Origin of the sequence: Streptosporangium sp. CA-135522 (assembly GCF_050949235.1) — a bacterium.
Lineage (GTDB): Bacteria > Actinomycetota > Actinomycetes > Streptosporangiales > Streptosporangiaceae > Streptosporangium.
This window is the reverse complement of sequence record NZ_CP192026.1, coordinates 7420537-7446217: the sequence shown is the minus strand read 5'-3', so window position 1 is coordinate 7446217 and position 25681 is coordinate 7420537. Positions and strand designations below refer to the sequence as shown.

The window sequence follows — 25681 nt, the reverse complement described above, 5'->3', positions numbered from 1 at the left end:
TGGAGTTGCGAGCCGGGTCCGCCGGAGTCATGAGTCAAGGTCCGCCGGAGTTGCGAGCGCGAGGAGGAATCCATGCCCGACATCAGCACGCTCCCCGGTTTCTACCGGATCGCGCAGGCCGATCCGGACCGCCGGGCGGTGATCGGCACCGACGGCGCGGTGACGACCTACGGCGAGCTGCTCGCCCGGGTCAACCAGGTGTCACACGGGCTGCGGGCGCGCGGGCTCACCGAGGGGGACGTGGTCGCCGGGGTGTTGCCCAACGGCCTCGACGCGGTGGTCATGCTGATGGCCACCGGCCAGATCGGGCTGTACTACGTTCCGGTCAACTGGCATCTGACCGCCGCCGAGATCGCCTACATCCTGACCGACTGCGACGCCGGGATCGTGGTCGCCGACCGAGCCCACCCCGTGGAGGGGGCGCTCACCGGAACCGACGCGCTGGCCGAAGGGCAGCCCGCGACCGCTCCCGGGAACCGGACGGCGGGCGCGGTCATGTGGTACACCTCGGGCACCACCGGATTCCCCAAGGGAGTGCAGCGGCCGTTGTCCGGCGTCGAGCCGGAGGCGACGCTCCCACTCGTCACCTGGTTCTTCGGTGAGGTCTGCGACCTGCGGCCGGGAGACGAGATCCACCTGGTGACCTCGCCGATGTACCACTCCGCGCCGTGCGCGCACACGATGTTCGCGCTGCACCTGGGCCACACCCTGGTGATCGCGCCGAGGTTCGAGCCGGCCGGGATCCTCGAACTGATCGACAGGTATCGGGTGACCAACGCCATGATGGTCCCGACGATGTTCCACCGGATGCTGCGGCTGCCGCCGGAGACCCGCAGCCGCTACGACGTCTCCTCGCTCCGGCAGGTGGTCCACACCGGCGCGGCCTGCCCGGTGGCGGTCAAGAAGCAGATCATGGACTGGTGGGGTCCGGTCCTGTACGAGTACTACGGCTCCACCGAGTCCACCGTCGCCTTCTTCGTCAAGCCGCACGACTGGCTGGAACGACCCGGCACGGTCGGCCGCCCGGCCCCCGGCTTCGAGGCGAAGATCCTCGACACCGACGGCGAGGAGGTCCCGGCGGGCGAGCCCGGCATGATCTACGTCAAGTCGGGCCTCGGCGGATTCACCTACCGCAAGGACCCGGCCAAGACCGCCGCCAGCATGCGCGGGCAGTGGTACGCCCCCGGCGACATCGGCTTCATGGACAAGGACGGGTTCCTGTTCCTGTGCGACCGCCGTACCGACCTGATCGTCTCCGGCGGGGTGAACATCTACCCCGCGGAGATCGAGGCGGCGCTGCTGGAGCATCCGGCGGTCGCCGACGTCGCGGTGATCGGCGTGCCCGACGAGGAATGGGGCCACAGCGTGGTCGCGCTGGTCCAGCCCGCCCCCGGCGCCCGCCCTGCCCGGGCAGAGCTGCTGGAACACCTCGGCCCGCGCCTGGCCCGCTTCAAACACCCCCGGATCATCGAGTTCCGCGACGAGCTGCCCCGCACCCCCACGGGAAAGCTCTCCCGCTCCCGGGTCCGGGAGGAATACCTGTCCGGCTAGAGGGTGATCCATTCGGTGGAGGTGGTGACCTCCTCCAGGATGTCCTGGATCGGATCGACGCCGATGCCGGGGCCGGTCGGCACGTCGAGGTGACCATCGCGCAACTCGAACGGCGCGGTGATGTCGGTGGCGAAATAGCGGCGCGAGGCGGAGGTGTCGCCGGGCAGGGTGAACCCGGGCAGCGCGGCCAGCGCGACGTTGGCGGCGCGGCCGATGCCCGTCTCCAGCATGCCGCCGCACCACAGGGCGACGCCGTGGGCGCGGGCCAGCTCGTGGATGCGGCGGGCCTCCAGGTAGCCGCCGACCCGGCCGGGTTTGACGTTGATGATCGAGCAGGCGCCCAGGGTGATGGCGGCGGCGGCGTGCTCGGCCGACTCGATGGACTCATCCAGGCAGATCGGGGTCGTCAGCAGCGTGGCCAGCCGGGCGTGCTGGACCAGGTCGTCGTTGGCCAGGGGTTGTTCGATGAGCAGCAGGTCGAAGGCGTCGAGCTTGGCCAGCCGGGGGGCGTCGGCCAGGGTGTAGGCGGCGTTGGCGTCGACCTGCAGCAGCACCTGCTCGCCGAAGCGTTCGCGCACCGCGCGGACCGGGGCGAGGTCCCAGCCGGGTTCGATCTTCAGTTTGATCCGGATGTAGCCCTCGTCGAGGTAGCCGGCGACGGCGTCGAGGAGTTCGGGGATGGAGTTCATGATGCCCACCGACACCCCGCACGGCACCCGGTCGGCGGCGGCGCCCAGGAAGGAGGCGAGCGGCTGGCCGGTGGCGCGTAGCTGGGCGTCCAGGACGGCGGTCTCCAGGGCGGCCTTGGCCATCCGGTGGCCCTTGAACGGTTCCATGGCCCGCTGTACGCGGTAGGCGTCGGGGTGGGCGGGCAGGGCGGGGATGAGGAAGCGGCGCAGCATCTCGGCGGCGGCGTCGACGTATTCGGAGGAGTACAGCGGTTGTGACATGGCCACGCACTCTCCCCAGCCCTCGGCCTCGGGGGTGACGACCCGCACGAGCAGCACGTCGCGTTCGGTCTCGGTGCCGAACGAGGTGCGAAACGGTGCGAGCAGTGGCATGCCGATCCGCCGCAGTTCGATTCCAGTGATCTTCACGCTCTCTCCTTCCGGCGGTGCGCCTGCCCGGTCCCGGGCCGGCTCACCGCTCCACGATGTAGTGGCCCTCGCCGGTGAACCCGGTCACCCGGGCCCCCCGTCCCATCAGCCCGCCCAGCACCTCACGTACGGCGTGGCGCCATGCCCTGGCCGCGTCCGGGTCGGTGCGGCGCAGCGCCTCGATGTCGGGCGGAACCGCGACCAGCACCACCGGGGCGTCACCGTGCCCGGTGACCGGGCGGCCGTCGCGTTCGGCCAGCGCCATCACCGCGCCCGGCGGTACCCGCGGCCGGTCCGGCTCGCCCCGGACGGCGGCCAGCACTCGCGGCTCGGACAGCCGCCAGACGGCGAGCATCCGGTCGGACTCGTCGCCGTTGTTGATCGCGTCTCCCATGAGGCCGTAGAAGGACGGCAGGTACTCCTCGGGCCGGGCGCCGAGCTTGACCAGGTTGAAGTGGGCGTTGCGCCGGACCAGCGGGTCGTAGGTCCAGGTGATCCGGTCCAGGCCCCGCTCCAGTGCCCAGGCCCGCTGGTGCAGCTTGAGCGCGAACCCGATCCCGCGCCCGGCGGAGGCGCCGGTGACGTGAGAGTGCAGCACCCGCCCGGCCGGCGCCCCGAAGAACGCCACCGACGCGCCGACCAGCCGGTCGCCCTGGTAGGCCCCGGCCACGTAGTTGCCCGCGTGCGACAGCGCCCGCATCATCTCGACGGTGACCGGTGGATTACCGGGGTCGGAGTGCCAGATGTCGTCGAACAGCCGGTAGACCTCCTCGAAGGCGGGCAGCTCGAACAACTCGGCGACGCGCACCCCGGCGGCCTCCGCCGCCGCCTCGGCGTGCTCGTCGCCCGTCGGGAAGGCGGTCACCTGTCGTCCACTCCCGAAGGCGCCGCCGCCTCTCCCCGGGATGCCGGAGTCTCTCCCCAGGGCGCCGAGGACTCGTGCGCCGGTCCTGAGGACTCGTGCGCCGATCCTGAGGCCCCGCCTGCCAGCACCGAGGCGACCAGACCGGTCAGCAGCCTCGTCCGGCCGGGCATCTCGGCCACGACCACGTGCTCGTGGGCGGCGTGCGCCCCGCCGCCCACCGCGCCCAGTCCGTCGAGCGTGGGGCAGCCGACTCCGGCGGTGAAGTTTCCGTCGGACGCGCCGCCCACGGCCACCCCCCGCAGCGGTTCCATGCCCAGATCCTTCGCGATCCGGCGGGCCAGTTCGAACAGGCGCGCCGAGGAGACCCCTTCCATCGGCGGCCGGTTCGGCCCCCCGCCCACCTCCAGCCGGGTCCCCGCCATCCGGGGGGACAGGGCTTTCATGAGCTCGTCCACTCGCTGTTGCGCGGCGAGGGTGGGCACGCGCACGTCGACCTCCACGCGGGCCAGCGCGGGCACGGTGTTGACCGTGGTGCCCGCCGACAGCACCGTGGGCGTGACGGTGGTCGGCCCGAGGCCACCCGGCCCGCCGGGCGCCGCGATGCCGGGGGCATCGTCCACCGCGGCGCCCGGCCGGGCGGCCGGAAGCGGGGATCCGCCCGCCGCGGCCGGGGACGTCTTCGCCGCCGTCACCCCGCAGGGGCCCCCGTTCACCTGGTCGGCGAGCGCGGCGACGGCGAGGATCTGGTGGGCCAGCTCGATTCCGGCGTTGGCCCCCTTGTCCGGTTCCAGGCCCGCGTGCGCGGCCTTGCCGTACACGGTGAGCGTGTAGGTGGAGGTGCCCTTGCGGGCGGTCTTGAGCGCCCCGCCGTCGGCACTGGCCTCCAGCACGAACGCGGCCGAGCAGCCGCGCGCCGACTCCTCGATCAGCGCGCGTGAGGACGGCGAGCCGACCTCCTCGTCTCCGGTGACCAGCACGCACAACCCCGCCAGCGAGGGCAGGGCGGCCAGCGCGTGGAAGGCCTGCACCAGTCCGGCCTTCATGTCGAACACGCCGGGGCCGCGGGCGATCCCGTCCACCAGTGACCAGGGGTGTCGGGCGAGCGTCCCGATCGGCCAGACGGTGTCGTGGTGGCCGATCACCAGGACGCGGGGCGTGCCGAAGGTCCACCGCAGGTGGGTGACCCCGTCGATCACGATCGCCTCGGGGTGCGCGCCGAGTCTTCTGAACCCCTGGTCGGCGACCAGCCGGGCGCTGCGGGCCACCGCCTGGTGGTCGGCGGAGAAGGACTCGCACGAGACGAGCTCCTCCAGGTCCGCGAGCATGGCGTCCAGGTTCATCGTGGTCGTCCCAGCTCGGCGCGGAACAGCCGCAGGACGTTGTCACCGAGGATCTTGACGACTTCCTCGTCGGCGAAGCCGTGCTTGAGCAGGGCGTCGGTGACCAGCGGCAACCCTCCGGGACCGGCCAGGCCGGGGATGGCGGCCAGGGTGTCGACGCCGCTGTAGCCGAACCCCTCGCAGCACGGAGGGGTGACGTCGTGCATGACTTCGCGGATGAAGTCGGGGCCGAGACCGACATGGTCGATCCCGCCGACGCTCACGATGTGCTCGATGTGGTCCACCAGGCGGTCGACGGTGTATTCGGCCGGGTCCGCCGACAGGAAGGCCGCCAGGAAGTTGACGCAGACCACGCCGCCGGTGGCGGCGATGGCGCGGATCTGGTCGTCGGTGAGGTTGCGGTGGTGATCGCGCAGGGCCCGGGCCGAGGAGTGGGTCGCCATCACCGGCCGGGTGGCCAGCTCCAGCACGTGCTCCACCCCGGAGGCGCCCAGATGCGAGACGTCGAAGATCATGCCGAGGCGCTCCATCTCCCGGACCGCCTCCACCCCGGCCGCGGTGAGCCTGCTGCCGGTGGCGTCCTCGCCGCTGCCGTCGGCCAGCGCGGTGCGGCCCCAGTGCGCGATCGAGGCGACCCGCACGCCCAGCCGGTGCAGGGTGGCCAGCAGCTCGACGTTCGCGTCCAGTCCGGGGGCGCTCTCCAGCGCGAGCACCAGGGCGATCTTCTCCTCGCCGAGCGCCTCGTCGATCTGGGCGCCGTCCACGCAGAGCCGTACCGCGTCCGGGTTGCCCTCGGCGAGGGTGTGCGCGCACTCGATCATGCGCAGGGTCTGCCGGAGGGCTCCCTCCGGCCGGTATTCGTCGTCGATGAAGACCGGCAGCACCTGCACGTTCACCCCGCCCTCGCGGAGCTGAGGCAGCCAGCGTTCACGGAAGAACGACGCCCACCGCTGCGGGGGCCGTGCCGTGACGGCCATCAGCAGGTCGTTGTGGGTATCGGCGACCACGGCGTCACGGTGGAGGTCAGCGGACACGGGCGAGCCCTTCTTCACGGGTGGCTGTCGTCATTCGTCGTGATGACGCTATCGACAGTTCGGGCCCGGTGTCCGGACGGGTCAGCGCGCGAAGTGGAACGCCGCCGGCCGGGGCGCCCTGGTGATCCGGCGGTAAACGGTCGTCGGGGCCGGCCAGTTGTTGGTCACCCGGCCCGTCGCGGTCTTGTACCAGCTCGTGCAGCCCGCCTCCCACACCATGGTCTCCATCGCCTGGTCCAGGCTCCGGCGCCAGACCTCCATCGCCTCGGGCCTGACCTCCATCGGCCCTCTTCGCGCCAGGTGCGGCAGACAGCCCATGATGTATCCCACCTGGCATTCGATCATGAAGACGATCGAATTGTGGCCGAGATTGGTGTTGGGGCCGTAGAGCAGGAACAGGTTCGGGAAGTGCGGCACCGCGATGCCGAGATAGGCCTCCGCCCCGCCCTTCCACGCCTCGCCGAGCCGGCGTCCCCGACGGCCGGTGACGTCGATGGGAGCCAGGAAGTCGGTGCTTTGGAACCCGGTGGCGTAGACGATCACGTCCGCCTCGCGGAGACCGGCGGCGGTCTCGACGCCCGCGGGAGTGATCCTGATGATCGGTTCGGTGACGACGTCCACGTCGGGGCGGGCCAACGCCGGATAGAAGCCGCTGTCGATGATGATCCGCCGGCAGCCGATCGGATAGTCGGGGGTCAGTTCGGCCCGCAGCCGCGGGTCCCGGATCTGCTGGTGCAGGTGCTCCAGTGCGCGCCTGCGCAGCAGCCCGGTGCTCCACCCGCCCGCCAGCGCCCGGTAGAGGGCGGCTTCGGCGTACCGGTAGACCCACTCGCGGTAGCCCCGCTGCAGGAACGGCACGCGATGGAAGGCCGTCCGGGCGGCCTCGCCGAAGACGGCGTCCGGTTTGGGGATCACCCAGTTGGGGGTGCGCTGGAAGACGTCCACGTGCGCGGCCACCTCGGCCACCCGGGGGATGAGCTGCGCCGCCGAGGACCCGGTCCCGATCACCGCCACCCGCCTGCCGGTCAGGTCATGGGAATGGTCCCATCGTGCGGAGTGGAAGGCCGCACCCGCGAAGGACGACATTCCCGGGATGCTCGGCAGGCGGGGGCGATTGAGCTGGCCGACCGCCGACACCACCACGTCGAACGACTCCTCGCCGGCCGCGGTGCGCACCCGCCACCTGCCCAGCGACTCATCGAAGACGGCGGCCGTGACCTCGGTGTTCAGCCGGATCCGCGGGCGCAGGCCGTACTTGTCGGCGCACATCTCCAGATAGCCGAGGATCTCCGGCTGCCCGGGGTAGCGGCGAGTCCAGCTGGCGTATCTCTCGAAGGAGAAGGAGTACAGGTGCGAGGGGATGTCGCACCCCGCCCCCGGGTAGGTGTTGTCCCGCCAGGTGCCCCCGACGCCGGGCCCCTTCTCGAAGACCGTGTAGGAGCGGATCCCCGCCTGTTCCAGCCGGATGGCCATGCACAGCCCGGCGAACCCGGCACCGATGATCGCGATGGTCGGACTCATGAGCCAGCCCTTCAGATGTCGGGATCCACTTACATTAAGCGATTCGTCGGGGCTCGGATAGATTCACCTGCACCTGGGCGCCGGCCGGTAGTCTGCGCACGTGCCTACCCTCGCCGACATCGTCCGAGAGCTCGAATCGACCTACGACCCCCGATGGGCGGAGTCGTGGGACGCGGTCGGGCTGGTCTGCGGAGATCCCTCCTCGGAGGTGCGCAGAGTCCTGTTCGCGGTGGACCCGGTGGCGGCCGTCGTCGACGAGGCCCTCGAATGGGGCGCCGACCTCGTCGTCACCCACCACCCGCTCTACCTGCGCGGCACCACGAGTGTCGCGGCCACCACCTTCAAGGGCCGCCTGGTCCACACGCTGATCAAGAACGATGTCGGTCTCTTCACCGCCCACACCAACGCCGACGTCGCCGACCCCGGCGTCTCCGACGCACTGGCCCGCGCCGTCGGCCTGACCGGCCCGCTGACGCCGCTGCAGCCCTCGGCGGACGATCCCCGGCGCGGGCTCGGCCGCGTCGGCTCGTTGCCCGCTCCGCTCTCCCTGCGCGCGTTCGCCCGGCAGGCCGCGCGTGGGCTCCCCGCCACGGCGGGTGGCCTGCGGGTCGCCGGCGACCTGGACCGGGAGGTTCGGCTGATCGCGGTCAGCGGGGGAGCGGGAGACTCCCTCCTCGGCACGGCTCGCGCCGCCGGAGTGGACGTCTTCCTCACCGCCGACCTGCGCCACCATCGGGCCTCGGAGTTCATGGAGGCCTCCGGCGGCCCGGCGCTGATCGACGCCGCCCACTGGGCCACCGAGTGGCCCTGGCTGGCCGAGGCGGCGCGCCGTCTGACGTCCGGATTGGCCGGGAAGGGGATTACTGTTGAGACGCGCGTATCCGAGACGGTCACGGACGCCTGGAAGACAACAGCAGAGTGCGAGGATTTGAAGTGAAAGCAGCCCCGGCAGCCCAGAAGCGTCTGCTCGACCTGGCCGAACTCGACTCCGTCATCGACCGGCTGGCCCATCGCCGCCGCACCCTGCCCGAACTGGCCGAGATCGACGAGATCTCCGCCCGGGTGGCGAGGCTCGCGACCCAGGTGATCGCCGCCGAGACCGAGGCGGGCGATCTGGCCCGCGAGCAGACCAAGGCCGAGGCGGACGTCGACTCGGTCCGCATCCGCGCCGAACGCGACCAGAAGCGTCTGGACTCCGGCCAGGTCTCCTCCCCGAAGGACCTGGCCAGCCTGCAGTCCGAGCTCGCCTCCCTCAACCGCCGCCAGGGCGACCTGGAGGAGGTCGTGCTGGAGATCATGGAGCGCCGGGAGTCGGCCGACGCCCAGGTCGTCAAGATCGTCGCTGAGCGTGACGAGCTGACCGCCGCCCGCGGCGTCGCCGAGGACCGCAGGGACGCCGTCTTCGCCGAGATCGACAAGGAGAGCGCCGAGGTCAAGGGCAGGCGCTCGGAAGTCGTCGGCGACATCCCCGCCGACCTGCTCGCCCTCTACGAGAAGCTTCGCGAGCAGTTCGGGGTGGGCGCCGCGATGCTGCAGGGCGCCCGCTGCCTCGGCTGCCGCACCAGCCTGTCCATCGCCGAGATCAACCGCATCAAGGCCGCCTCCCACGACGAGGTCATCCGCTGCGAGGAATGCCGCCGCATCCTGGTCCGCACCGCCGAGTCGGGGCTGTGACCTCCTTCGTCGTCGAGGCCGACGGCGGATCCCGGGGCAACCCGGGCCCCGCCGGCTACGGCGCCGTCGTCAAGGACGCCGCGGACGGCCAGGTGCTGGTCGAGATCGCCGAGGCGATCGGCACCCAGACCAACAACGTCGCCGAATACCGCGGGCTGATCGCCGGCCTGCAGTCGCTCCTCGCCCTCGCCGGCGACGGCGCGGCCGTCGAGGTGCGGATGGACTCCAAGCTGGTCGTCGAGCAGATGGCCGGCCGCTGGAAGATCAAGAACGAGGGGCTGCGCCCGCTCGCGCTGGAGGCGTCCGCCCTGGCCCGACGGCTGCGGGTCACCTGGACGTGGATCCCCCGGGAGAAGAACAAGGACGCCGACCGGCTGGCCAACGAGGCCATGGACGCCGCCGCCAAGGGCCGCCCCTGGCGACTGACGGGTTCGGCGGGCAGCGATCTCGTCGAGGCCGCTTCGGCGGGCGCCGGTTCCGAGGTCCCTCTCCCCTCCGCCACCGTGCAGGACTCCCTTCTCGATCTCATCGGCTCCGATGACGACGTCTCGGGCGATGTCCTTGACGAGGTCCCCGGCGACGTCCTTGACGACGTCCGGTCGGAGCGGGAGACGGCGGCGCCCGCGACGACCGGCAGCGGCTGGCGCGCGCCCACGACCGTGGCGACCTCACTGCTGCTGCTCCGGCACGGAGAGACCCCGCTCTCGGTCGAGCGCCGCTTCTCCGGCCTCGGTGATCCGGAGCTCACTCCCAACGGCATCGCCCAGGCGGAGGCGGCCGCCGTCAGGCTGTCAGGCGAGCCGTACGGCATCCAGGTGGTCGTCAGCTCCCCGCTCAAGCGCGCCCGCGCCACCGCCGAGATCGTCGCGGCCCGCCTCGGCCTGGAGGTGGTCATCGAGGAGGGGCTACGGGAGGCCGACTTCGGCGACTGGGAAGGCCACACGTTCACCGAGATCCAGCGCCGCTGGCCGGACGAGCTCGCCGCGTGGCTGGCGGACCCGTCCGCCGCGCCGCCGGGTGGGGAGAGTTTCGGGGAGGCGGCGCGGCGGGTCCAGGCGACCGGGGACCGGCTGGTCGAGCGTTACGAGGGCAAGACGATCCTCGCCGTCTCCCACGTCACGCCGATCAAGATGCTGCTCCGGCTCGCGCTGCTGGCTCCCCTCGCCGCGCTGTACCGGATGCACCTCGACCTGGCAGCCCTGTCCCTGATCGAGTATTACGCCGACGGGCCGGCGGTGGTGAAGGCGTTCAACGACACCTCGCACCTGCGCTGAACCGGCGGTCTCGCGGCGACGGTCCGCGTTTCACGGGGGACGGTACGGCATCCGCCCCCCGTGGAAGCGGGTCCTGTCCGGTGGCCGGTCGTGCTCTCATCGATCGTTCCCCCGGTGCTCATGGCCTCGCCTCCGGCCGCTTGACCCCATTCCACCGGAGGCGACTTGCCGATCGGTTGGAGACCACTTGGGAGCCGTTAGGCTTGGAGGCACGGTGGACGAGCCGGCCGGGCGGCCGCGTCGGGTCTCTTCGGAGACCCGCCGAGGAAGGTCCGGGCTCCACAGGGCAGGGTGGTCGGTAACGCCGACCCGGGGCGACCCGCGGGACAGTGCCACAGAGAACAGACCGCCTCTCCTCGGAGAGGTAAGGGTGAAACGGTGGTGTAAGAGACCACCAGCGCCCACGGTGACGTGGGCGGCTCGGTAAACCCCACCCGGAGCAAGGTCAAGAAGGGACGCTCTCCGGAGCGTCTCGCGCGCGACGTTTGAGGGCTGCCCGCCCGAGCCGCGCGGGTAGACCGCTTGAGGCCGGCGGCAACGCCGGCCCTAGATGGATGGTCGCCCCTTCACCTCGGTGAAGGACAAAACCCGGCCTACAGGCCGACTCGTCCGCCTTACCTACCGCCGGCCTGCGGCGTGGTCTTCGTCCAGCAAGATCGAAGTGCTCGAAGGGCACAATGGGGTCACATTCACGTGAACCTCAGTGCTGGTCGATCCGGTCGACGGCCAGGCTGAGCGCGAGGTAACACGCTCATCCCCGCACATGGCAGCCGGTGACCCGCCGGGCCAGCCCCGCCGCCCTGCTCGGCGGGATGTCGCCCAGGCGCATCCGCCGATCCTCCTGGCGCATCCCGACCAGGACGAGCATGTAGCCGACCACTACGGCGATGCCGAGCACCAGGCCGATGATCAATGGGATCGCGGTCACGTCCAGATCACCTCCGCCTCGACGACGCCGCGCGGGCGGCCGGCCGGGCGCCGGGTCTGCCCGCTCCTCGTGGTCGTCCCGCGCTGGGCCGTCTGACGGTGCACCCAGCGGTCCCGCGCCCGGCACCTGCGGCAGAGGAACCGCCCCTGTTCCGCGACCGCACCGCACTCGCAGACGGGCATCTCGTCGATCGACCCGATGTATTTGACCACTGTCGTCTCTCCTCTCGTCGCGGTCGGCACTGCCTTGCGGTACCGAGAATGCGCTGGAGAGGCGGGACGAGATCACTACAGGACGGGACATGTCCAGGACGTCCGGTCTACGATTGCCACGTCCCTGGACGTCCCCGCTGACAGGCAGGTGGAATGGCGAACGAGCGGTTGCGCGCGGCCCTTCTCGAACGCGGGGCATCGGTGGCCGAACTGGCCGAGGCGATTGCGGTCGACCCGAAAACGGTGGAGCGGTGGATCACCAAGGGCCGCACGCCGTACCGAAAGCACCGTTACGCAGTGGCTTCGTTCCTGGAAATGGACGAGAGGTACCTGTGGCCCGAGGCGCTGACGCCTCAGCAGGTGGCCGCCGCGTCCGAGAGCGAGATCGTCACCGTCTACCCGCATCGCTGGGCCGTCCCTAGGGACGCCTGGGGACGTCTGTTCACACAAGCCGAACGAGAGATCGGTGTGCTGGTCTACAGCGGCATCTTCATCGCTCAGGACACCGGCATCATGCGGACGTTCACAGAGAAGGCCAAGGCCGGTATACGGGTGCGCATCCTGCTCGGTGACCCGGACGCGCTTGAGGTCGCCCAGGGTGGGGCTGACGAAGGCGTCGGTGAGGGCATGGCCGCGCAGACCCGAATGGCTCTGATGCTCTACCGCCCACTAAGACAGATCGACGGCATCGAGATACGGCTACATCACACGATCCTGTACAACTCCATCTACCGCGGAGACGATCAGCTTCTCGTCAACACCCACATCTACGGCAAGTTCGCCGCCGATGCTCCGGTCATGCACCTACGTAAGGTGCTGGGTGGAGACATGGTCTCGACCTATATGGAGAGTTTCGAAAACGTCTGGGCCGGCGCCACTCCCGTAAGGTCCTGATCGTGGCCCGCCGCGTCGATTTCTACGACGACCCGAACGCCCCCGCACCCAACAGCCTGGTGCCATCCGTGAACGTCGTGGTCACCAACGAGGCGGGCGAGATCCCGATGATCCGCCGGTCAGACAATGACAGCCGGGCCGTACATCGGATGAACGAGCTCACGCCGACGGGCTGCACGATGGCCCGAGGCACCTTTGCCCACACGTCCCCGAACATTCCCTCGTCCTGGAAAGCAGCCTCATGACCGACCGCACCCTCACCGATGAGCTGTACGAGGCCGAACGCCGGCTGCAGGCGGCGATGCTCGCCGGAGACGTCGAGGAGCTCGATCGGCTGCTCGACGAGCGGCTCGTCTTCACCGGGCCGCCGGACGGCGCGTGCCACCCGCAGGCCAAGCAGCTCGACCTCGACAACCACCGCTCGCGCAGGCAGGTGATGACCAAGCTCGTCCAGGAGGATCTCACCGTGGTCGTCGCGGGCACCACCGGCGTCACCTGCTTCCTGGGCGCGCTGGAAGGCACCTTCGCGGGCACGCCGTTCGCCTCACGGCTGCGCTACACCCGCACCTGGGTGCACACCGGCGAGCACGGCTGGCGCATCCTGGCCGCCCACGCCGGCCCGGCGTAACGTCAGGTCCGCGCCTCTAGAGCAGCCGGTACGGCGTGCACGGCCGCGGTGATGGACGGGGGTTCGGCGCCGCTCGGCGGGACGCGGCGGACGGCGCCGATGAGGGGTTTGAGGACCTCGGGCCGTTCTACGCGGCGGCGGCGCGAGAGGGCACGGCCGGGCTGTTCTGCCTGCCGGTCCTGCCCTCCTACCAGCTCACCCATCAGTGGGGCCGGGAGCTGCGGCGTGGTGGGCGGCGCACGATGGTCGCCGTGGACTTCCGGCTGCCCGACGATGAGCCCGTGTTCGTGGGCCACTATGGACGGGCCCATCAGGGGCTTCCCAGCGCCGAGGCCGCCGCTTTGATCGCCGGATGCGAGGACGCCCGGGGATATGAGGTGTTCGTCCCCCGGGCGATCGGTGCCAAGGAGATCCATCGGGTGCGGGGCGTCAGCCGGGTCACCGGCTGGCGGTACATGCCCGACGCCCACGGCAGGGTCCCCTGCCCCTGCCCCATGTGCATCCCGCGTGGCCAGTATGGCGGAGCGAAGATCCGCCAGGCGGCCGAGGGCCGCGGCTATCAGAGAAGCAGGCTGAGTCCACAGGGCCGTACATCGGCTGGCTAGGCCGGTGTCAGCTCTGCCATGTGCGACCAGCCCTCGCCGGGCACCTCGACGTTGATGATCTCCGGCGTCTTCGCGATCACATCGGGCATCCATGCCATGGCGGTCTTGAAGTGCTCGGAGCTCACGTGGGCCTTGCCCGCCGCTGATGAGGCGAATGCCTCAAGCAGAACGAACTGGTTGGGCGTGTCGACGCTCCTGGACCATTCGAAGAAGACGTTACCCGGCTCCTGCCGAGTCGCCTGGGTGAAGTCGTCAACGAGCGAGAGCCACCCCTCGCTCCGCTCGGGACGGATGGTGAACTTGACGGCGATGAAGATCATGAGCTGGTCTCTTTCGCTGTGCCGACTGGTCTCTTTCGCTGTGCCGAAGGGTGCGCGTTCTCCGCGTACGGGTACCACGTGGGACAGATATGCGACGTCATGACCACGATAGCGAGGGCCTTATCGGCCGGATGTCAGGGCGTCCTGAGGCTGGCCTGCCGTCAGTGGCCGTCCTGGCCACCGGACAGAGCGCTGTCAGCCAGAGCGGCCTGCACCGCCCGTACGGCCAAGGTGATGCACGGGGTGGCGTTGGCGATGGAGCGGCTGACCAGATGCTCGGAGCCGTAGCGGGAGTGGATCTCCGCGAGTCGGGTGTCGACGTCCAAGGGATGTCCGTCCGGGCTGGTGGTCATGTCGGCATAGGTCAGCGCCGCCACCAACTCCGGACGCTCCGGATCGAACTCGGCGTTCAGCGCCTCCATCAGGCTGCGCTCGGTCGCCTCGTGGACCGCACACGAATGATGCGCGACCAATCGGACGAGCGTGCCGTCGGCCTGGTGGACGTCGCGCAGGTGGTGGGCCCCGTCGAGTGAGTGCGGTCCGATGTCTACCGGCTCGGGCGTCCACGGCAGGACCGCGGTGATCTCACGAGGTCGGACACCGGCCGCCCCGGGCAACTCATTTGAAGTCCGCACAGCGCGCCTGCCCCTTGTCCGGTACGGTCACCCGCACGTCATCCACGTCCACGCCGCGCTTGGCGGCGGTGGCGGCGGCGATCGTGCAGACGAGCTGCCCGGTCGCCATTCGCGACAGGCGGGAGACCGGCGGCGGCCGTCGGCCGCCCACCGGTGTCGAGACGCCCTTGTCCAGCGCGAACCCGTCGTCGTCCGCCCGGACGGCCGAGTTCTCGGGCAGACGGGTTTCGAAGGAGCGCTCGAGCTCCTTCGAGGTGGGGCCGCCGGCCAGCAGCTCGACGGCTTCGGCGGCCTCCAGCGGGCCCTCGGGGCGGCTGACGGAGACGAGGCGGTCGTGCTGCACGAAGTACAGGCGGGTGCCCTGGATGAAGCCGCGGGCGGGCTCTCCGGCGCCGATCACGCCGGTGGGGCCGACTCCGCAGGCCGTACAGGCCGCCAGGAGCAGGGTGAGGGGCCAGATTCTCACGTACGGCTCCCCGGTGGGGTGGTTCTCACGGGCGGTTCCTCGGCGGGGCGGTTCCTCGGCAGGGTGAGAGTGAAGACGGCTCCGGGGCCGGGGGCGACGGTCAGGTCGCCGCCGTGCAGGAGGGCGTTCTCGCGAGCGATGGCCAGGCCCAGGCCGCTGCCTTCGGAGCGGGCGCGGGCGGCGTCGGCCTTGTAGAAGCGCTCGAAGACGTGTGGGAGGACGTCGGCGGGCAGGCCCGGCCCATGGTCGGCGATCTCGATGGCGACGGTCTGGCCGGTGGCGCGCACCCGGATCGTGACGGGCGGCGCGCCGTGCCGCAGCGCGTTGCCGACGAGGTTGGCGACGATGACGTCCAGGCGGCGCGGGTCGAGGGGAACGCGGATGTCCGGCGGCAGGTCCGTGGTGACGCCGGAGCTCCAGCCGCGTGAGCGCAGGCAGGCGGTGACGGCGGCGCCGACGTCCACGTCGTTGAGGTTGAGCACGGCGGCTCCGGCGTCGAAGCGGGAGATCTCCATCAGGTCGTCGACGAGCTTGGTGAGCCGGGTGATCTCGGCGGTGACCAGCCGGGCGGCGGTCCCGGCGTCGCCGTCCAGCCGGTCGGCGCCGGCTTCGAGGACGTCGGTGACGGCGGTGGCGGCGGCCAGCGGGGTGCGCAGCTCATGGGAGACGTCGGCGACGAACCGCCGCGACCTGGCCTCCAGCTCGCGCAGCTCGCCGACCGAGCGTTCCAGCGCGGCGGCGGTCTCGTTGAACCGTCCCGCCAGTCGTGCCAGCTCGTCGCCGCCGCGCACGGGCAGGCGGGTCTCCAACCGCCCTTCGCCCAGCCGCCGGGCCGCGCGGTCCAGGTCGGCGACCGGGCGCAGCACGCCACGCGCGGCCAGCAGCCCGGCCAGCACCGCCAGCAGCACGACGGGCAGGGCCGCCGCCTGCGCGGCGCGCAGCACGGCCGCCTCGTCGGAGGCGGCCTGCGCGAGCGACTCGATGAGATAGACGGTGATCCCCGACGGCGTGCCGCCCGCGCTGAGCATGACCCTGCTGCCGCCCACGAGGTATGGCACGCCGTCGTGGGTCACCCGCTGCCAGGCCAGCTCCGGCCGCCGCAGAACGCTCGCGCTCAGTTCGGCGGTGATGCGGGCGTCGCCGGGGACGGCGCCGTCCCTGACCACGTACACTTCGCGGTCGCCCACCTCGAGGTCCTCGGCGAGTCGGGCGAGATCCTCGTCGCCGGCGGGCAGCGCGACGTCGCGCGACAGCAGCAGCACCCGGTTCCTGAAGTCCTCCAGCAGCCGGTCCTGCACCCCGGCCAGCAGGTTGACCCGCGCCTTGTAGTAGGTCAGCCCGGCGGCCCCCACCGCGCTCAGCCCGCCCACCAGCACGAACGTGATCACCAGCCGGGCCCGCAAGCCCCGCAGCCAGGTCATACCGGCCCGAAGCGGTAACCGAATCCGCGCACGGTCTGCACGTACCTCGGCTCGGCCGGCACGTCCTCGATCTTGGCGCGCAGCCGCTGCACGCACGCGTCCACCAGCCGCGAATCGCCCAGGTAGTCGTGCTCCCACACCGACTCCAGCAACTGCTGCCTGCTGAAGACCCGCCCGGGTGCGGCCGACAGATACAGCAGCAGCCGCAACTCCATCGGCGGCAGCGCGACCTGTCGCCCGCCCCTGCTCACGGTAAGGGAGGCGCGATCCACGCACAGCGCGCCGTAGGTCTCCACGGGCGAGGGCACACCGTCGGTACGGCGCAGCACCGCCCTGATCCGGGCCTCCAGCACCTGCGGACGCACCGGCTTGACCACGTAGTCGTCCGCGCCGGCCTCCAGCCCGCCGACCACGTCGAAGTCGTCGCCCCGCGCGCTCAGCATCACGATCGAGGTGGAGGTGGTCGCACGGATGCGACGGCAGACCTCGAACCCGTCGATGCCGGGCAGCATGAGGTCGAGCACCACCACGTCGGCGGCGAAGCGCGCCAGCCGCTCCAGCCCTTCCTCCCCGGATGCCGCCGATTCGACCTCGTGATCCCTGCCCTTGAGGGCGAGCGTCAGAGCGTCCCTGACGTTCGGGTCGTCCTCGATCAGCAACACGCGAGCCATGCGTTCCAGTATCGGCGGCCCCGACTTGCGATTTGTCCGGACTTGGAAGCTATTACACGTTCATGACATGGCGCGGACGGGCCGCTCACAGGGGCGCGCCAGGGTGATGGGCAGCCAGCCGACCCATTGGAGGACATGTGTTCATCACCAAGCGGCGCCTCGCCGTCCTGGCCGCCCTTCCCACCCTGGCACTGAGCGCGGCGTGCGGAGCCCAGAGCTTCGCCAGCGCGTCGAGCCCTTCCGCCTCGGCCAAGCCCAGCTGGCACGAGACCGCGGTGAAGTTCGCCGGGTGCATGCGGCAGAACGGGATCGACATCCCGGACCCGGTCAAGGGCCAGGACATCGACACCAGCGCCGTCACCAAGGTCACCCAGGCCACGCTCGACGCCGCCATGAAGGCGTGCAAGGAGTGGGACTCGGTGCTCCTCGGCAGCTCCGAACCGTCCTCACCCGAGGACGAGGCCAAGTTCGCCGCGTGGGCCCAGTGCCTGCGTAAGGGCGGCGTCTGGCAGCCCATCGGCAAGGAGGAGAAGCCTGCCGGGTTCAAGCAGGTCGAGGGCGGCTCGGCCGCCGAGAAGCGGGTCTTCGAGGGGTGCGCCTCCCTACGCCCGCCCGCGCCGTACGAGGAGAACTAGCCGCCGCGTGCTCTCGCCAGGCCATGCCCTTCCCTCAGCGGGGATGAGGGGAGGGGCGAGCGGGGATGAGGGGAGGGGCGGCGGGAACACGGGCCGGTCCCGGCTCCTCGCGTCAGGAGCCGGGGCCGGTCGCGGTGGGCGGCGGCTCCGGCCGAGCGACCCGCTCGTCCCGTTGTCCGCGGTGGAACACGAGGACAGGGTCCCGCAGGCCGGAAGGGTCCCGGCAGTCCCCGGTAGAGCGATGACAGCAGCGCCGGCAGCTTCGATGGAACGACAAGATGATCCACAACGATGTCCACTCAACCTTGTGTGCTCAAGCATCGGAGGGGGACGTGGACCCTGAGAACGCGTTACGCACGTTGGCCGAAGGCTTCGACGGCGAGGTGATCCTGCCCGAGGACGCCGGTTACGAATCGGCCCGCCGCGTTTGGAACCAACTGATCGACCGCAGACCCGCTGCCATCGCACGCTGCCGAACCCGGGACGACGCCGCCTCGGCACTGGCGGTCGCACGCGATATCGGCCTGGAGATCGCCGTCCGCGGCGGCGGGCACAGCTTCCCCGGCTTCTCGACGACCGAAGGCGGCCTTGTCCTGGACCTGGGCCCGATGAAGCAGATCATCGTCGACGTGGAGCGGCGGACGGCCAGGGTCGGCCCCGGTGTTCGGTGGGGTGATCTCACCGCAGCGACCGCGCAGCACGGCCTCGCGCCAGTCGGTGGGCACGTGGCCGATGTGGGCGTTGCGGGTCTGACGCTCGGAGGGGGCAACGGGTGGTTCGCGCGGGTCTTCGGGCTCGCCTGCGACAACCTCGTCGCGGCCGACGTCCTGACCGCTTCGGGGAAGGTCGTCCGGGCGAGTGCCGAGGAGAATCAGGACCTGTACTGGGGCCTGCGCGGGGGCGGCGGCAATCTCGGGGTCGTCCTCGAGTTCACCTTGCGCCTGCACCCGGTCGACCGGCTGCTCGGCGGGCTGGTCATGCACCGGTTGGACGACGCCGCCGACGTGCTCCGCTTCCTCGCCGGGTACGGTCAGAGCGCTCCCGGTCAGGTCAACGTGGCAGCTGCGATCCTCGCCGCTCCGCCGGCGCCGTTCGTTCCCCAGGAGTTGCACGGAAAGCCCGTGCTCGCGCTGGCGATGTGTTACGTCGGACCCCTCTCCGATGGGGAGCGCGAGCTCGCTCCGGTGCGCGGGTTCGGCAGGCCGCTGGCCGACCTCGTCGAACCGACCACGTTCGAAGTCCTGCAGCACATGTTCGACGCGCAGGGGCGGTCCACGCCCTATCACATGCGCTCTCACCTGGGCGGTGCGATAACCGAGGAGCTGATCGAAACCATGATCGAGTTCGGCGGCCGGTTGAGCTCGCCGGAGAACGGGGTGCTTCTACTGCCGATGGGTGGTGCCGTGGCCGGAGTCGCGGCCGACGCCACCGCCTTCTGGCACCGTGAGGCTTCCTACTGCCTGGAAATCGGGGCGGCCTGGTCGGCGGGCGAGGAGAACCCGCAAAGGCACATCGACTGGGCCGACCGGTTATGGGCGGCGACCCGGTCATGGGCCATCGGGGTGGAGGTCAACCACCTCGCCGACGAGGGGCCCGAAGGGGTCCACCGGGCCTACGGCGACAACTACGACCGGCTTGCCCGAATCAAGCGGGCGTGGGATCCCGATAACCTTTTTCGCCTTAACCAGAACGTCCCCCCAGCCGTGGCCGACTGAAGCATGCCGCGGCCTCATCCCGTTTGACGGACATCCGAGCTCAGCCGATCCCTCCGCCGCCCGCCCGCCCGCTGCTGCTTCGGGATGGGCCGACGGCATACGGGGCGCGCGGAGGGGGAGAGCGTGCCGGGCCCGGTTCCGCGAGCGACAGCGGCCGCCCCTACGGGCGACTCACCGCCGAGTTCGACCGAGTGTCTGCATGAGAACCGAGTGTCTCCATGAGACGAGTGTCCCCATGAGAGAAGACCGGCGCCGCGCCCGTGGACGCGGTCCCGCCGAAGCCCTAGACCATGTAGACGGGTGCGAGGTCGATGAATATGCGGTAGTCCGAGATCAGACCGTCGTCGCGGGTGCGCCAGATCGATACGGCCACGACGCTGACATCTTTGCCGTCAAGCCGGTGGTAGGTCACCTCGGTCTCGGCGATGATGTCGGCATCCACCTGCCAGTTCCTGACGATCCGGTGCCGCAGGCCGCCGATGGTGGAGAAGAACGCCCGCAATCCGGCGGTGATGGCCTCACGTCCCGCCATCGGCTCGGCATTGCCGAACACCAACGTGGCGTCTTCGGCCAGCAACCGCACGAACTCGTCGGGGTCGAACGAGTCGACTGCCTGGAAAACGCGTCGCACCACATCGTCGGCCATGCCGATCCTTCCTCGCACGGTCATGATCACTGGTGGGAACGATACGGGACGAAGGATGACGCGCAACTATCGCAAAAGTGGGTGTCTCATCACCGCGCGCAGCGCCGTTTCGGACGCCTGCCCCCTCCAGCGCTCACGGAGCGAAAGGCCCCGGAACATCTGTCCAGGCCGGATCCCGGCCGATGACGCCGAGCAGGCGGTCGAACTGCGGGGCGTCGTCCGGCACCGCCACCGGTGGCCCGAAGACGCCGCGCTGCCTGCCCATTTCCACCATCCGGTCAGTGAAGTGCAGCGCCCGCGAGACGGCATCGGGGTCCGGCTCGTACTCCTGACCGGTGGCTCTGGCCAGATCCCAGCCGTGCACGAGCATGTCGACGAGATACATGTGGGCCAGCGCGGTCATCGGCAGGCCCATGGCGGGGCTGGTCCCCTCCCACGCCTCAGGCCGCGACCAGGCGGCCAGGATGCGCTCCGCCCGCTCGGGGAAGTCGCCCGCGTAAGGTCCCTGCTCGACGCTCGGCCCCTTGCGGGCCTGCGACTCGAACAGCTCCGCCACCCACTCGAGGTGGTTGATCAGGCCCTTGACGTCGAATTCCGCGCATGGCGTCGAGAACCCGAGCTGCTCCTGCCGCACCGCGCGCACCAATCCCGCGGTCTGTTCGGTGGCGTGCTTCATCAGCGGCATCATGTCTTCCATGGCGGCCATCGTGCCTCGTCTTCCTGAGACGCGGCTTGTAGAAACGCGACAGCGCGGTTGGGTCAACCCGTACGCGGGACTCAACGCCTTCGATTTCGCCCGTCAGGCGCCATCACCCGAAATTTCGGCGTATGTGGATCACTTCTGGGTCGTCTCGTGGACCGACCTCGCCGAGCCGTACGAACAGCGCATCGTCTCGCACCCCACCGTGAACATGACGATCACCCGGAACTTCCACCGGATCGCGGGAGTGATCAAGGGCGGGTTCTCCTACACGATGCGGGGCAGCGGCCGCGTGCTCGGCACGCGCTTTCGCCCCGGCGGCTTCCGGCCGTTCCTCGGCGGCCCGGTGTCCCAGCTGACCGGCCGCTTCGTGGGGATCGGCGAGATGTACGGCGCGGCGGGCACGACCCTGGTCGAGCAGGTCCTGGCCGAGCCCGACGCCCGGGCCGCCATCGCGCTCACCGAGAAGTTCCTGCTGAGTCTGGCGCCGGATCAGGATCCGCTGGCGGAAGAGGTCGCGACACTGGTGGCGATGGTGGAGCGCGACGTGTCCGTGACCAGGGTCGACGAGCTGGCCACCAGATCGGGGCGGTCGGTGCGCTCGCTGCAGCGGCTGTTTCGGGACTACGTCGGTATCAGCCCCAAGTGGGTGATCCGCCGCTTTCGGCTGCACGAGGCCGCGGAGCGGGTCCACCAGGGCCTCGACCTCGCCACACTGGCCGCCGAGCTTGGCTACACCGACCAGGCTCACCTGACCCGCGACTTCACCGCGGCGGTCGGCATGCCACCCGCGGCCTACGCCCGGCTCGCAAGCCAGGCCTGATCCCGGCGCCCACCCTGAGCGGGGAGCTCCCGGCGGCGTTTCGGCGGGTTTCGCAGCCGGCCGGTCGTGAGGAAGGCCCGGGAGCTAGAAGCACCAGTAGGCCCGCTGGGGCCTACCTGGAATCGAACCAGGTGAGAAGGAAGCCCTCGGATGGCCTCACGACCGGAATGCGAGGAGAGCGGGAAGACTAGAGTCAAGGAGTTTGAGAAGGAAGCCCTCCCATGGCCTCGCGGTCCCAACCGTATCAGGCAGGGATCAGTTCGTGCAGCGTCCCAGGTGTGTACACCCGAGATCCCGGCGGGAGGCCGGCCGGAGCCTCCAGCCCGATGTAGGTGGTGTGTCCGGCCGGGGAGCCCTTCGTACGCAGCAGGTCGGCCAGGTAGCGCACTCGTAGGTAGTCGCGTTCCACGATCGAGCGCACCAGCAGGGAGGCGGTGACTCGATTGCCCTCCACCTGGTTGAAGCGGGGGTGCCCCTTCAGGTAGAGATGCAGCCATTTCACCCGCCATGCGCCGTCGTCGCCGCGGAGGAAGACGAGTGGCAGGGCGGTCCGGTCGGAGCCGCGCAGGTCGGACTTCATACGTACGGTGCGCGGCTCGAACGGCCTGCCTTCCTGCTCGGCGTCCCTGGTCATGTACCCGAAGAACGCCTCGGCGGCCTCGTCGAACCGCTCCCCGTCGTAGACGTCGACCTGGGGAATGATGATCGGCCGGGTCGCGTCGGCGAGACGGATGTCGATGAACTCCGACGCGCCGTCGGGCGCCTCGGTGAGGTCGCCGGAGTACTGGGCGAACCCGTTGGCGTAGTTCGTCCACGAGACGTGCGTCGCATCGCCGTAGGAGGCGTCGAGCATGAGCGCCGACAGGTCGTAGTCGGTGCGCCGCTCGGCCTGGCGCCAGTGGACGAAGAACCTGAGCAGTTCGCCGTCCACCGCCGAAAGCGAGCCGCGGGGCAGCACGCCGAGCCCGGGAGAGACGGCCTTGCCCGACAGCGGCAGGGCGACGTCGAGCACGTCGGGATCGACGATCAGCTCGCCGGCGTCGGGGAGGCGGCGGGTGATCTCCTCGTCCAGGATGGCCACCGCCCGCCACAGGATCTTCTCCTCAAGCGGCGAGCGGGAGTCGGGTGTCGTCCACGCCCGGCCGTACCGGTTGGTGAAGACGCGCCCGGCGGCGGGGGCGAGCCGGTTCTGCAGGTGTTCGCGCAAGGACAGCAGGACGCGGCCGGAGGCGCCCGCCACGGCTTTTTCCGCGGCGTCCAGTACGGCCGACGCGGACAGGCCGGTCCGCAGCAGGTGGTCGAGGCGGCGCAGCAGTGCGCCGGGGGCGTTCTCCAGCAGTTCGACGGCGTCGGCGGTACGGTTCGCCGACAGGGCGGCCTCGACGCGGCTGTCGAGGCCGGCGGCCCCGCGCACGCCTCTGGCCACCTCGAAGACGCGGGCGGCATGGGGGAAGCGCGGGTACTCATGGGGATGCAGCCGCTCGCCGAGCCGCTTCCACTGCTCCCGGTGGCGCGGCACGTCGCCGAGCTTGGCCGGGGTGGCGACGGCGTTCAGGGCCTGTAGGAGGGCACGGCGCTCGGCGCGGCGGAACGAGCGGAACCTGGTGGAGGTGGCCAGCGTGACGTCGCCGCCGGAGCAGCCGCAGGCGAGCCGGAGCACGTCGGTCACCGTGTCGACGAGCAGTGGCCGGCCGGCGGCCAGCCGTACCTCGTTGACGACGGCGCGGTTCTCGCGAACGGGGATGCGCTCCGGCTGGTCGGCGCAGAACGAGGCCAGGGAACGCAGGGCCGCCAGATCCTCGGCGGCCGGCGGCGTCTCGGAGCCCGCCAGCGAGAAGTAGAGATCGCGCGCCTCGGACTCCAGGCTTCCGCCCAGCCCCAGCACGGTCACCCGGTCCCCGGCCAGCGAGATCAGCTCGGCGTGCGCGGCCAGCAGGTCGGTGTAGGTGTGCTGGTAGCGGCCGTAGCCCGGCAGGGTCAGCAGGTCGAGCGTCGGCGGCTGGACGCGCGCGGCGGCGACCGGGTCGAGCAGGGCCTCGCGCAGCAGGCCGGCCCAGAACTCCAGGGTGTCGGGCACGTTCTTGGGGAAGTCGATGAAGTAGGAGTTGTGCTGGACGTGATCGCCCACCAGGCTGCGGACGGCGGCCAGGACCCGTACGCCGAGATCCACCACGGTCTCACCGCGCAGCTCCGTCAGGCGTTCGAGCAGGGCCGTCGAGCACGTGAAACCGACACTCAGCAGCGCGGCGTCGAGCTGGCGGGCGGCGATCTCTCCCCGGCCCGACGCGGAGCCGGCGGGGGCGTCGACGGGAACTCGTAGCCGCCTGGCGATGATGAGGCTTTCAAGATTGTCCACGAGCGCACCTTATAGTCGAAACACGCCCGTACTCCGGGGGTTTTCCGGGCGTGTGATCATCAGCCGATGGGCCGGTCCGGGCGCGGGCGACGGTCCTTGAGGATGGGGAGTCCGGGATCGGGAACGAGACCGCGACCTGCGGGCGGCCCGCCGGACCGCCCGCGGGCGATCACCCGGTCACCACGGTGAGGTCCGCGGCGAAGTCACGGTCCAGCGGGAACACCGGCCGCAGGAGGCGCTCGTACGGCAGCCGCTGGAGGTCCTGGTCGACGCCGCCCGGCGTCAGCGCGAGCAGCCAGTCGCCCGCCGCCTCGAACAGCTCGGGTTCGAGGTAACCGATCTTCACGACGACGAGATCCATCGCCCCCACCTCGATGCCCAGCCGGGTGTAGGAGGCCAGCTCGCTGTACTGCATCCGGCGGGAGGTGACGAACACGCTGAGCCCGCCCACGCGCACGCTCACGCACCGCCCGCCGGCGGGGTCGGCGGCGACCGCCTCCAGGACGCCGTCGAGCTGGAGCGGGCCCGGGTCCCGTGCGTCGATCCGGCCTCCGACGCGCACGCTGACCGGCGAACCGAGTGGCCGGTCGGCGACCTGGGCCACGGCCTGCGGGTCGACCAGCGAGGCGTACACCGCCCGGAGCGAGCCGTCGCGGATCTCCTGGCGCGCCAGCATCCGCCCGAGGGCGAAGGTGACGTCGTCGGCGCCGCCGGCACCCGGGTTGTCGCCGGAGTCGCTGATGAAGAACGGGCGCCGGGCGGGGTCCGCGAACGCGGCCAGCGCCGCGTCGAGGCACTCGTCCATGGAGCCGGTGGGCGCGACGAACGAGAAGTCGTCGCGCGCCGCCCAGAAGTGCTCGCCGAGCTCGCGCGCCGCCTCGGCCGTGGCGGCGGCGTCGGTGCCCGTGGCGACGACCGCGCCGCGGCAGCGGGGCTGGTCGGCCCAGGCGAAACCGATCCAGATCGCGGCGTCGATGACCCCCTCGCGGGCTTCGACCTCGTCGATCCTGGCGTACAGCCCCCGAGCCGGATCGAGCCGGGTGCTGGTCATCTCACCGGGCAGCAGGATCGGCACGTGCACGAGGGCCTTGTGCGGGCGTTGCCCGCGGCGCAGCGCGTCGACCAGGTTGCGCGCCGCGCGCTCGCGGGTCTCCCACACGTCGACGTGCGGTGCGGTGCGATAGCAGGTGAGCAGATCGCAGCCGTCGAACAGGACGGGGGAGACGTTGCCGTGCAGGTCCATGGCAGCGGAGACGAACGGCTCGGGCCCGATCACCGATCGGATGGCGGTGATGAGATCGCCCTCGGCGTCGTCCCGCCCGGCGACGCTCATCGCGCCGTGGATGTCGAGCAGGACGCCGTCGACGGGGGCGGCCTGGGCCAGCCCGCCGAGGATCTCGGCGGACCAGGCGTCGTAGGCGGCGGGATCGACCGCGCCGCCGGGAAGGGCCCGGGCGTGCACGAGGGGCACCCACTCGACGTCGGCGGCCCACGGCTCGACGGGTGACAGCCAGCCGTAGCGTGCCAGGAGCGCGTCACCACGGGTGACCTCGAAGTCGTCGGCGGTGCTCAGGTGGGGCGAGAAGGTGCTGGACTCGATGTGCACGCCGCCGATGGCGATGCGAAGGGAACGGGGCATGGGCGGGAGCTCCTCACAAGGGACGGGCGAG

The 25681-nt window shown here is 70.8% G+C and carries 26 protein-coding genes, 1 other RNA gene and 1 pseudogene; 12 read left to right on the top strand and 16 right to left on the bottom strand.

What is annotated here, in order from left to right; genetic code table 11:
* The first annotated feature begins 72 nt into the window (after positions 1-72).
* Positions 73-1551: an AMP-binding protein gene (locus ACQPYK_RS35270; RefSeq protein ID WP_433240877.1), complete on the top strand. Its 1479-nt coding sequence runs from the start codon at positions 73-75 to the stop codon at positions 1549-1551.
* Here the strand turns inward: ACQPYK_RS35270 and menC are convergent.
* The 5 genes from menC to ACQPYK_RS35245 all read right to left on the bottom strand — a co-directional run bounded on the left by menC (position 1548) and on the right by ACQPYK_RS35245 (position 7408).
* Entirely contained in the window at positions 1548-2648 is a 1101-nt protein-coding gene (gene menC / locus ACQPYK_RS35265) for an o-succinylbenzoate synthase (RefSeq protein WP_433237022.1), read from the bottom strand. The genes ACQPYK_RS35270 and menC overlap by 4 nt on opposite strands.
* A gap of 43 nt (positions 2649-2691) precedes the next feature.
* Entirely contained in the window at positions 2692-3513 is an 822-nt protein-coding gene (locus tag ACQPYK_RS35260; protein ID WP_433240874.1) for a GNAT family N-acetyltransferase, read from the bottom strand.
* On the bottom strand, positions 3510-4853 hold the full coding sequence (locus tag ACQPYK_RS35255) for a M20 family metallopeptidase (protein ID WP_433240871.1): 1344 nt from the start codon (positions 4851-4853) through the stop codon (positions 3510-3512). The genes ACQPYK_RS35260 and ACQPYK_RS35255 overlap by 4 nt, the downstream gene beginning before the upstream one ends.
* A complete protein-coding gene (locus ACQPYK_RS35250) occupies positions 4850-5887 on the bottom strand; it encodes a dipeptidase (protein ID WP_433240868.1) in 1038 nt (345 codons plus the stop codon). The genes ACQPYK_RS35255 and ACQPYK_RS35250 overlap by 4 nt, the downstream gene beginning before the upstream one ends.
* Before the next feature lie 81 nt (positions 5888-5968).
* Positions 5969-7408 carry a flavin-containing monooxygenase gene (locus ACQPYK_RS35245; RefSeq protein ID WP_433240865.1) on the bottom strand — a complete coding sequence of 480 codons (1440 nt, stop codon included), beginning with the start codon at positions 7406-7408 and terminating at the stop codon, positions 5969-5971.
* Positions 7409-7508: 100 nt separating this feature from the next.
* Here ACQPYK_RS35245 and ACQPYK_RS35240 point away from each other — a divergent pair, with 100 nt between their 5' ends.
* The 4 genes from ACQPYK_RS35240 (at position 7509) to rnpB (ending at position 10968) form a co-directional block, all read left to right on the top strand.
* Complete coding sequence (locus ACQPYK_RS35240) at positions 7509-8345, top strand: Nif3-like dinuclear metal center hexameric protein (RefSeq protein ID WP_433240862.1); 837 nt, start codon at positions 7509-7511, stop codon at positions 8343-8345.
* Positions 8342-9082, top strand: coding sequence for a zinc ribbon domain-containing protein (locus ACQPYK_RS35235; protein WP_433240859.1), 741 nt, complete (start codon positions 8342-8344; stop codon positions 9080-9082). Before ACQPYK_RS35240 ends, ACQPYK_RS35235 begins: the two co-directional genes overlap by 4 nt.
* On the top strand, positions 9079-10356 hold the full coding sequence (locus ACQPYK_RS35230; RefSeq protein ID WP_433240856.1) for a bifunctional RNase H/acid phosphatase: 1278 nt from the start codon (positions 9079-9081) through the stop codon (positions 10354-10356). The genes ACQPYK_RS35235 and ACQPYK_RS35230 overlap by 4 nt, the downstream gene beginning before the upstream one ends.
* A gap of 219 nt (positions 10357-10575) precedes the next feature.
* Positions 10576-10968: RNase P RNA component class A (rnpB, locus tag ACQPYK_RS35225), an RNA gene on the top strand.
* A gap of 139 nt (positions 10969-11107) precedes the next feature.
* Here rnpB and ACQPYK_RS35220 read toward each other — a convergent pair.
* Positions 11108-11284, bottom strand: a complete 177-nt coding sequence (locus ACQPYK_RS35220) for a hypothetical protein (RefSeq protein ID WP_433240853.1) — start codon at positions 11282-11284, stop codon at positions 11108-11110.
* A complete protein-coding gene (locus tag ACQPYK_RS35215; protein ID WP_433240850.1) occupies positions 11281-11496 on the bottom strand; it encodes a hypothetical protein in 216 nt (71 codons plus the stop codon). The genes ACQPYK_RS35220 and ACQPYK_RS35215 overlap by 4 nt, the downstream gene beginning before the upstream one ends.
* 153 nt (positions 11497-11649) lie before the next feature.
* Here ACQPYK_RS35215 and ACQPYK_RS35210 point away from each other — a divergent pair, with 153 nt between their 5' ends.
* From ACQPYK_RS35210 to ACQPYK_RS35195, 4 genes and pseudogenes are all read left to right on the top strand, one after another.
* Positions 11650-12390, top strand: coding sequence for a helix-turn-helix domain-containing protein (locus ACQPYK_RS35210; RefSeq protein ID WP_433240847.1), 741 nt, complete (start codon positions 11650-11652; stop codon positions 12388-12390).
* Between the two features lie 2 nt (positions 12391-12392).
* Positions 12393-12533 (top strand): annotated as a pseudogene (locus ACQPYK_RS35205) (NUDIX hydrolase); the annotation flags it as partial.
* Positions 12534-12631: 98 nt separating this feature from the next.
* On the top strand, positions 12632-13018 hold the full coding sequence (locus tag ACQPYK_RS35200) for a nuclear transport factor 2 family protein (RefSeq protein WP_433240845.1): 387 nt from the start codon (positions 12632-12634) through the stop codon (positions 13016-13018).
* Positions 13019-13053: 35 nt separating this feature from the next.
* A complete protein-coding gene (locus ACQPYK_RS35195) occupies positions 13054-13623 on the top strand; it encodes a hypothetical protein (RefSeq protein WP_433240842.1) in 570 nt (189 codons plus the stop codon).
* Here the strand turns inward: ACQPYK_RS35195 and ACQPYK_RS35190 are convergent.
* From ACQPYK_RS35190 to ACQPYK_RS35170, 5 genes are all read right to left on the bottom strand, one after another.
* Positions 13620-13943, bottom strand: coding sequence for a putative quinol monooxygenase (locus ACQPYK_RS35190; RefSeq protein ID WP_433240839.1), 324 nt, complete (start codon positions 13941-13943; stop codon positions 13620-13622). The two genes, ACQPYK_RS35195 and ACQPYK_RS35190, sit on opposite strands and share 4 nt — an antisense overlap.
* A gap of 161 nt (positions 13944-14104) precedes the next feature.
* Entirely contained in the window at positions 14105-14578 is a 474-nt protein-coding gene (locus tag ACQPYK_RS35185; protein ID WP_433240836.1) for a phosphohydrolase, read from the bottom strand.
* Positions 14562-15044: a hypothetical protein gene (locus ACQPYK_RS35180; protein WP_433240833.1), complete on the bottom strand. Its 483-nt coding sequence runs from the start codon at positions 15042-15044 to the stop codon at positions 14562-14564. Before ACQPYK_RS35180 ends, ACQPYK_RS35185 begins: the two co-directional genes overlap by 17 nt.
* Positions 15041-16465, bottom strand: coding sequence for an ATP-binding protein (locus ACQPYK_RS35175; protein WP_433240830.1), 1425 nt, complete (start codon positions 16463-16465; stop codon positions 15041-15043). Before ACQPYK_RS35175 ends, ACQPYK_RS35180 begins: the two co-directional genes overlap by 4 nt.
* On the bottom strand, positions 16462-17136 hold the full coding sequence (locus tag ACQPYK_RS35170) for a response regulator (protein WP_433240827.1): 675 nt from the start codon (positions 17134-17136) through the stop codon (positions 16462-16464). Before ACQPYK_RS35170 ends, ACQPYK_RS35175 begins: the two co-directional genes overlap by 4 nt.
* Before the next feature lie 137 nt (positions 17137-17273).
* On the opposite strand from ACQPYK_RS35170, the gene ACQPYK_RS35165 reads away from it, so the two are divergent.
* Positions 17274-17771: a hypothetical protein gene (locus ACQPYK_RS35165; RefSeq protein ID WP_433240824.1), complete on the top strand. Its 498-nt coding sequence runs from the start codon at positions 17274-17276 to the stop codon at positions 17769-17771.
* A 332-nt stretch (positions 17772-18103) separates the two neighbouring features.
* A complete protein-coding gene (locus ACQPYK_RS35160; RefSeq protein ID WP_433240821.1) occupies positions 18104-19486 on the top strand; it encodes an FAD-binding oxidoreductase in 1383 nt (460 codons plus the stop codon).
* Positions 19487-19769: 283 nt separating this feature from the next.
* Here the strand turns inward: ACQPYK_RS35160 and ACQPYK_RS35155 are convergent, their stop codons facing one another.
* Together ACQPYK_RS35155 and ACQPYK_RS35150 are read right to left on the bottom strand one after the other, a co-directional pair.
* Positions 19770-20132, bottom strand: coding sequence for a nuclear transport factor 2 family protein (locus ACQPYK_RS35155; protein ID WP_433240818.1), 363 nt, complete (start codon positions 20130-20132; stop codon positions 19770-19772).
* A gap of 133 nt (positions 20133-20265) precedes the next feature.
* Positions 20266-20829 (bottom strand): TIGR03086 family metal-binding protein, encoded by a 564-nt coding sequence (locus ACQPYK_RS35150; protein WP_433240815.1) that lies wholly within the window; start codon positions 20827-20829, stop codon positions 20266-20268.
* On the opposite strand from ACQPYK_RS35150, the gene ACQPYK_RS35145 reads away from it, so the two are divergent.
* On the top strand, positions 20819-21655 hold the full coding sequence (locus tag ACQPYK_RS35145; RefSeq protein ID WP_433240812.1) for an AraC family transcriptional regulator: 837 nt from the start codon (positions 20819-20821) through the stop codon (positions 21653-21655). The two genes, ACQPYK_RS35150 and ACQPYK_RS35145, sit on opposite strands and share 11 nt — an antisense overlap.
* Positions 21656-21899: 244 nt before the next feature.
* On the opposite strand, the gene ACQPYK_RS35140 is transcribed toward ACQPYK_RS35145, so the two are convergent.
* Entirely contained in the window at positions 21900-24011 is a 2112-nt protein-coding gene (locus ACQPYK_RS35140; RefSeq protein WP_433240809.1) for a hypothetical protein, read from the bottom strand.
* 169 nt (positions 24012-24180) lie between these two features.
* The gene (locus ACQPYK_RS35135) at positions 24181-25650 is read right to left on the bottom strand and encodes a M81 family metallopeptidase (RefSeq protein ID WP_433240806.1); all 1470 of its coding nucleotides are present in this window, start codon (positions 25648-25650) and stop codon (positions 24181-24183) included.
* Positions 25651-25681 lie beyond the last annotated feature (31 nt).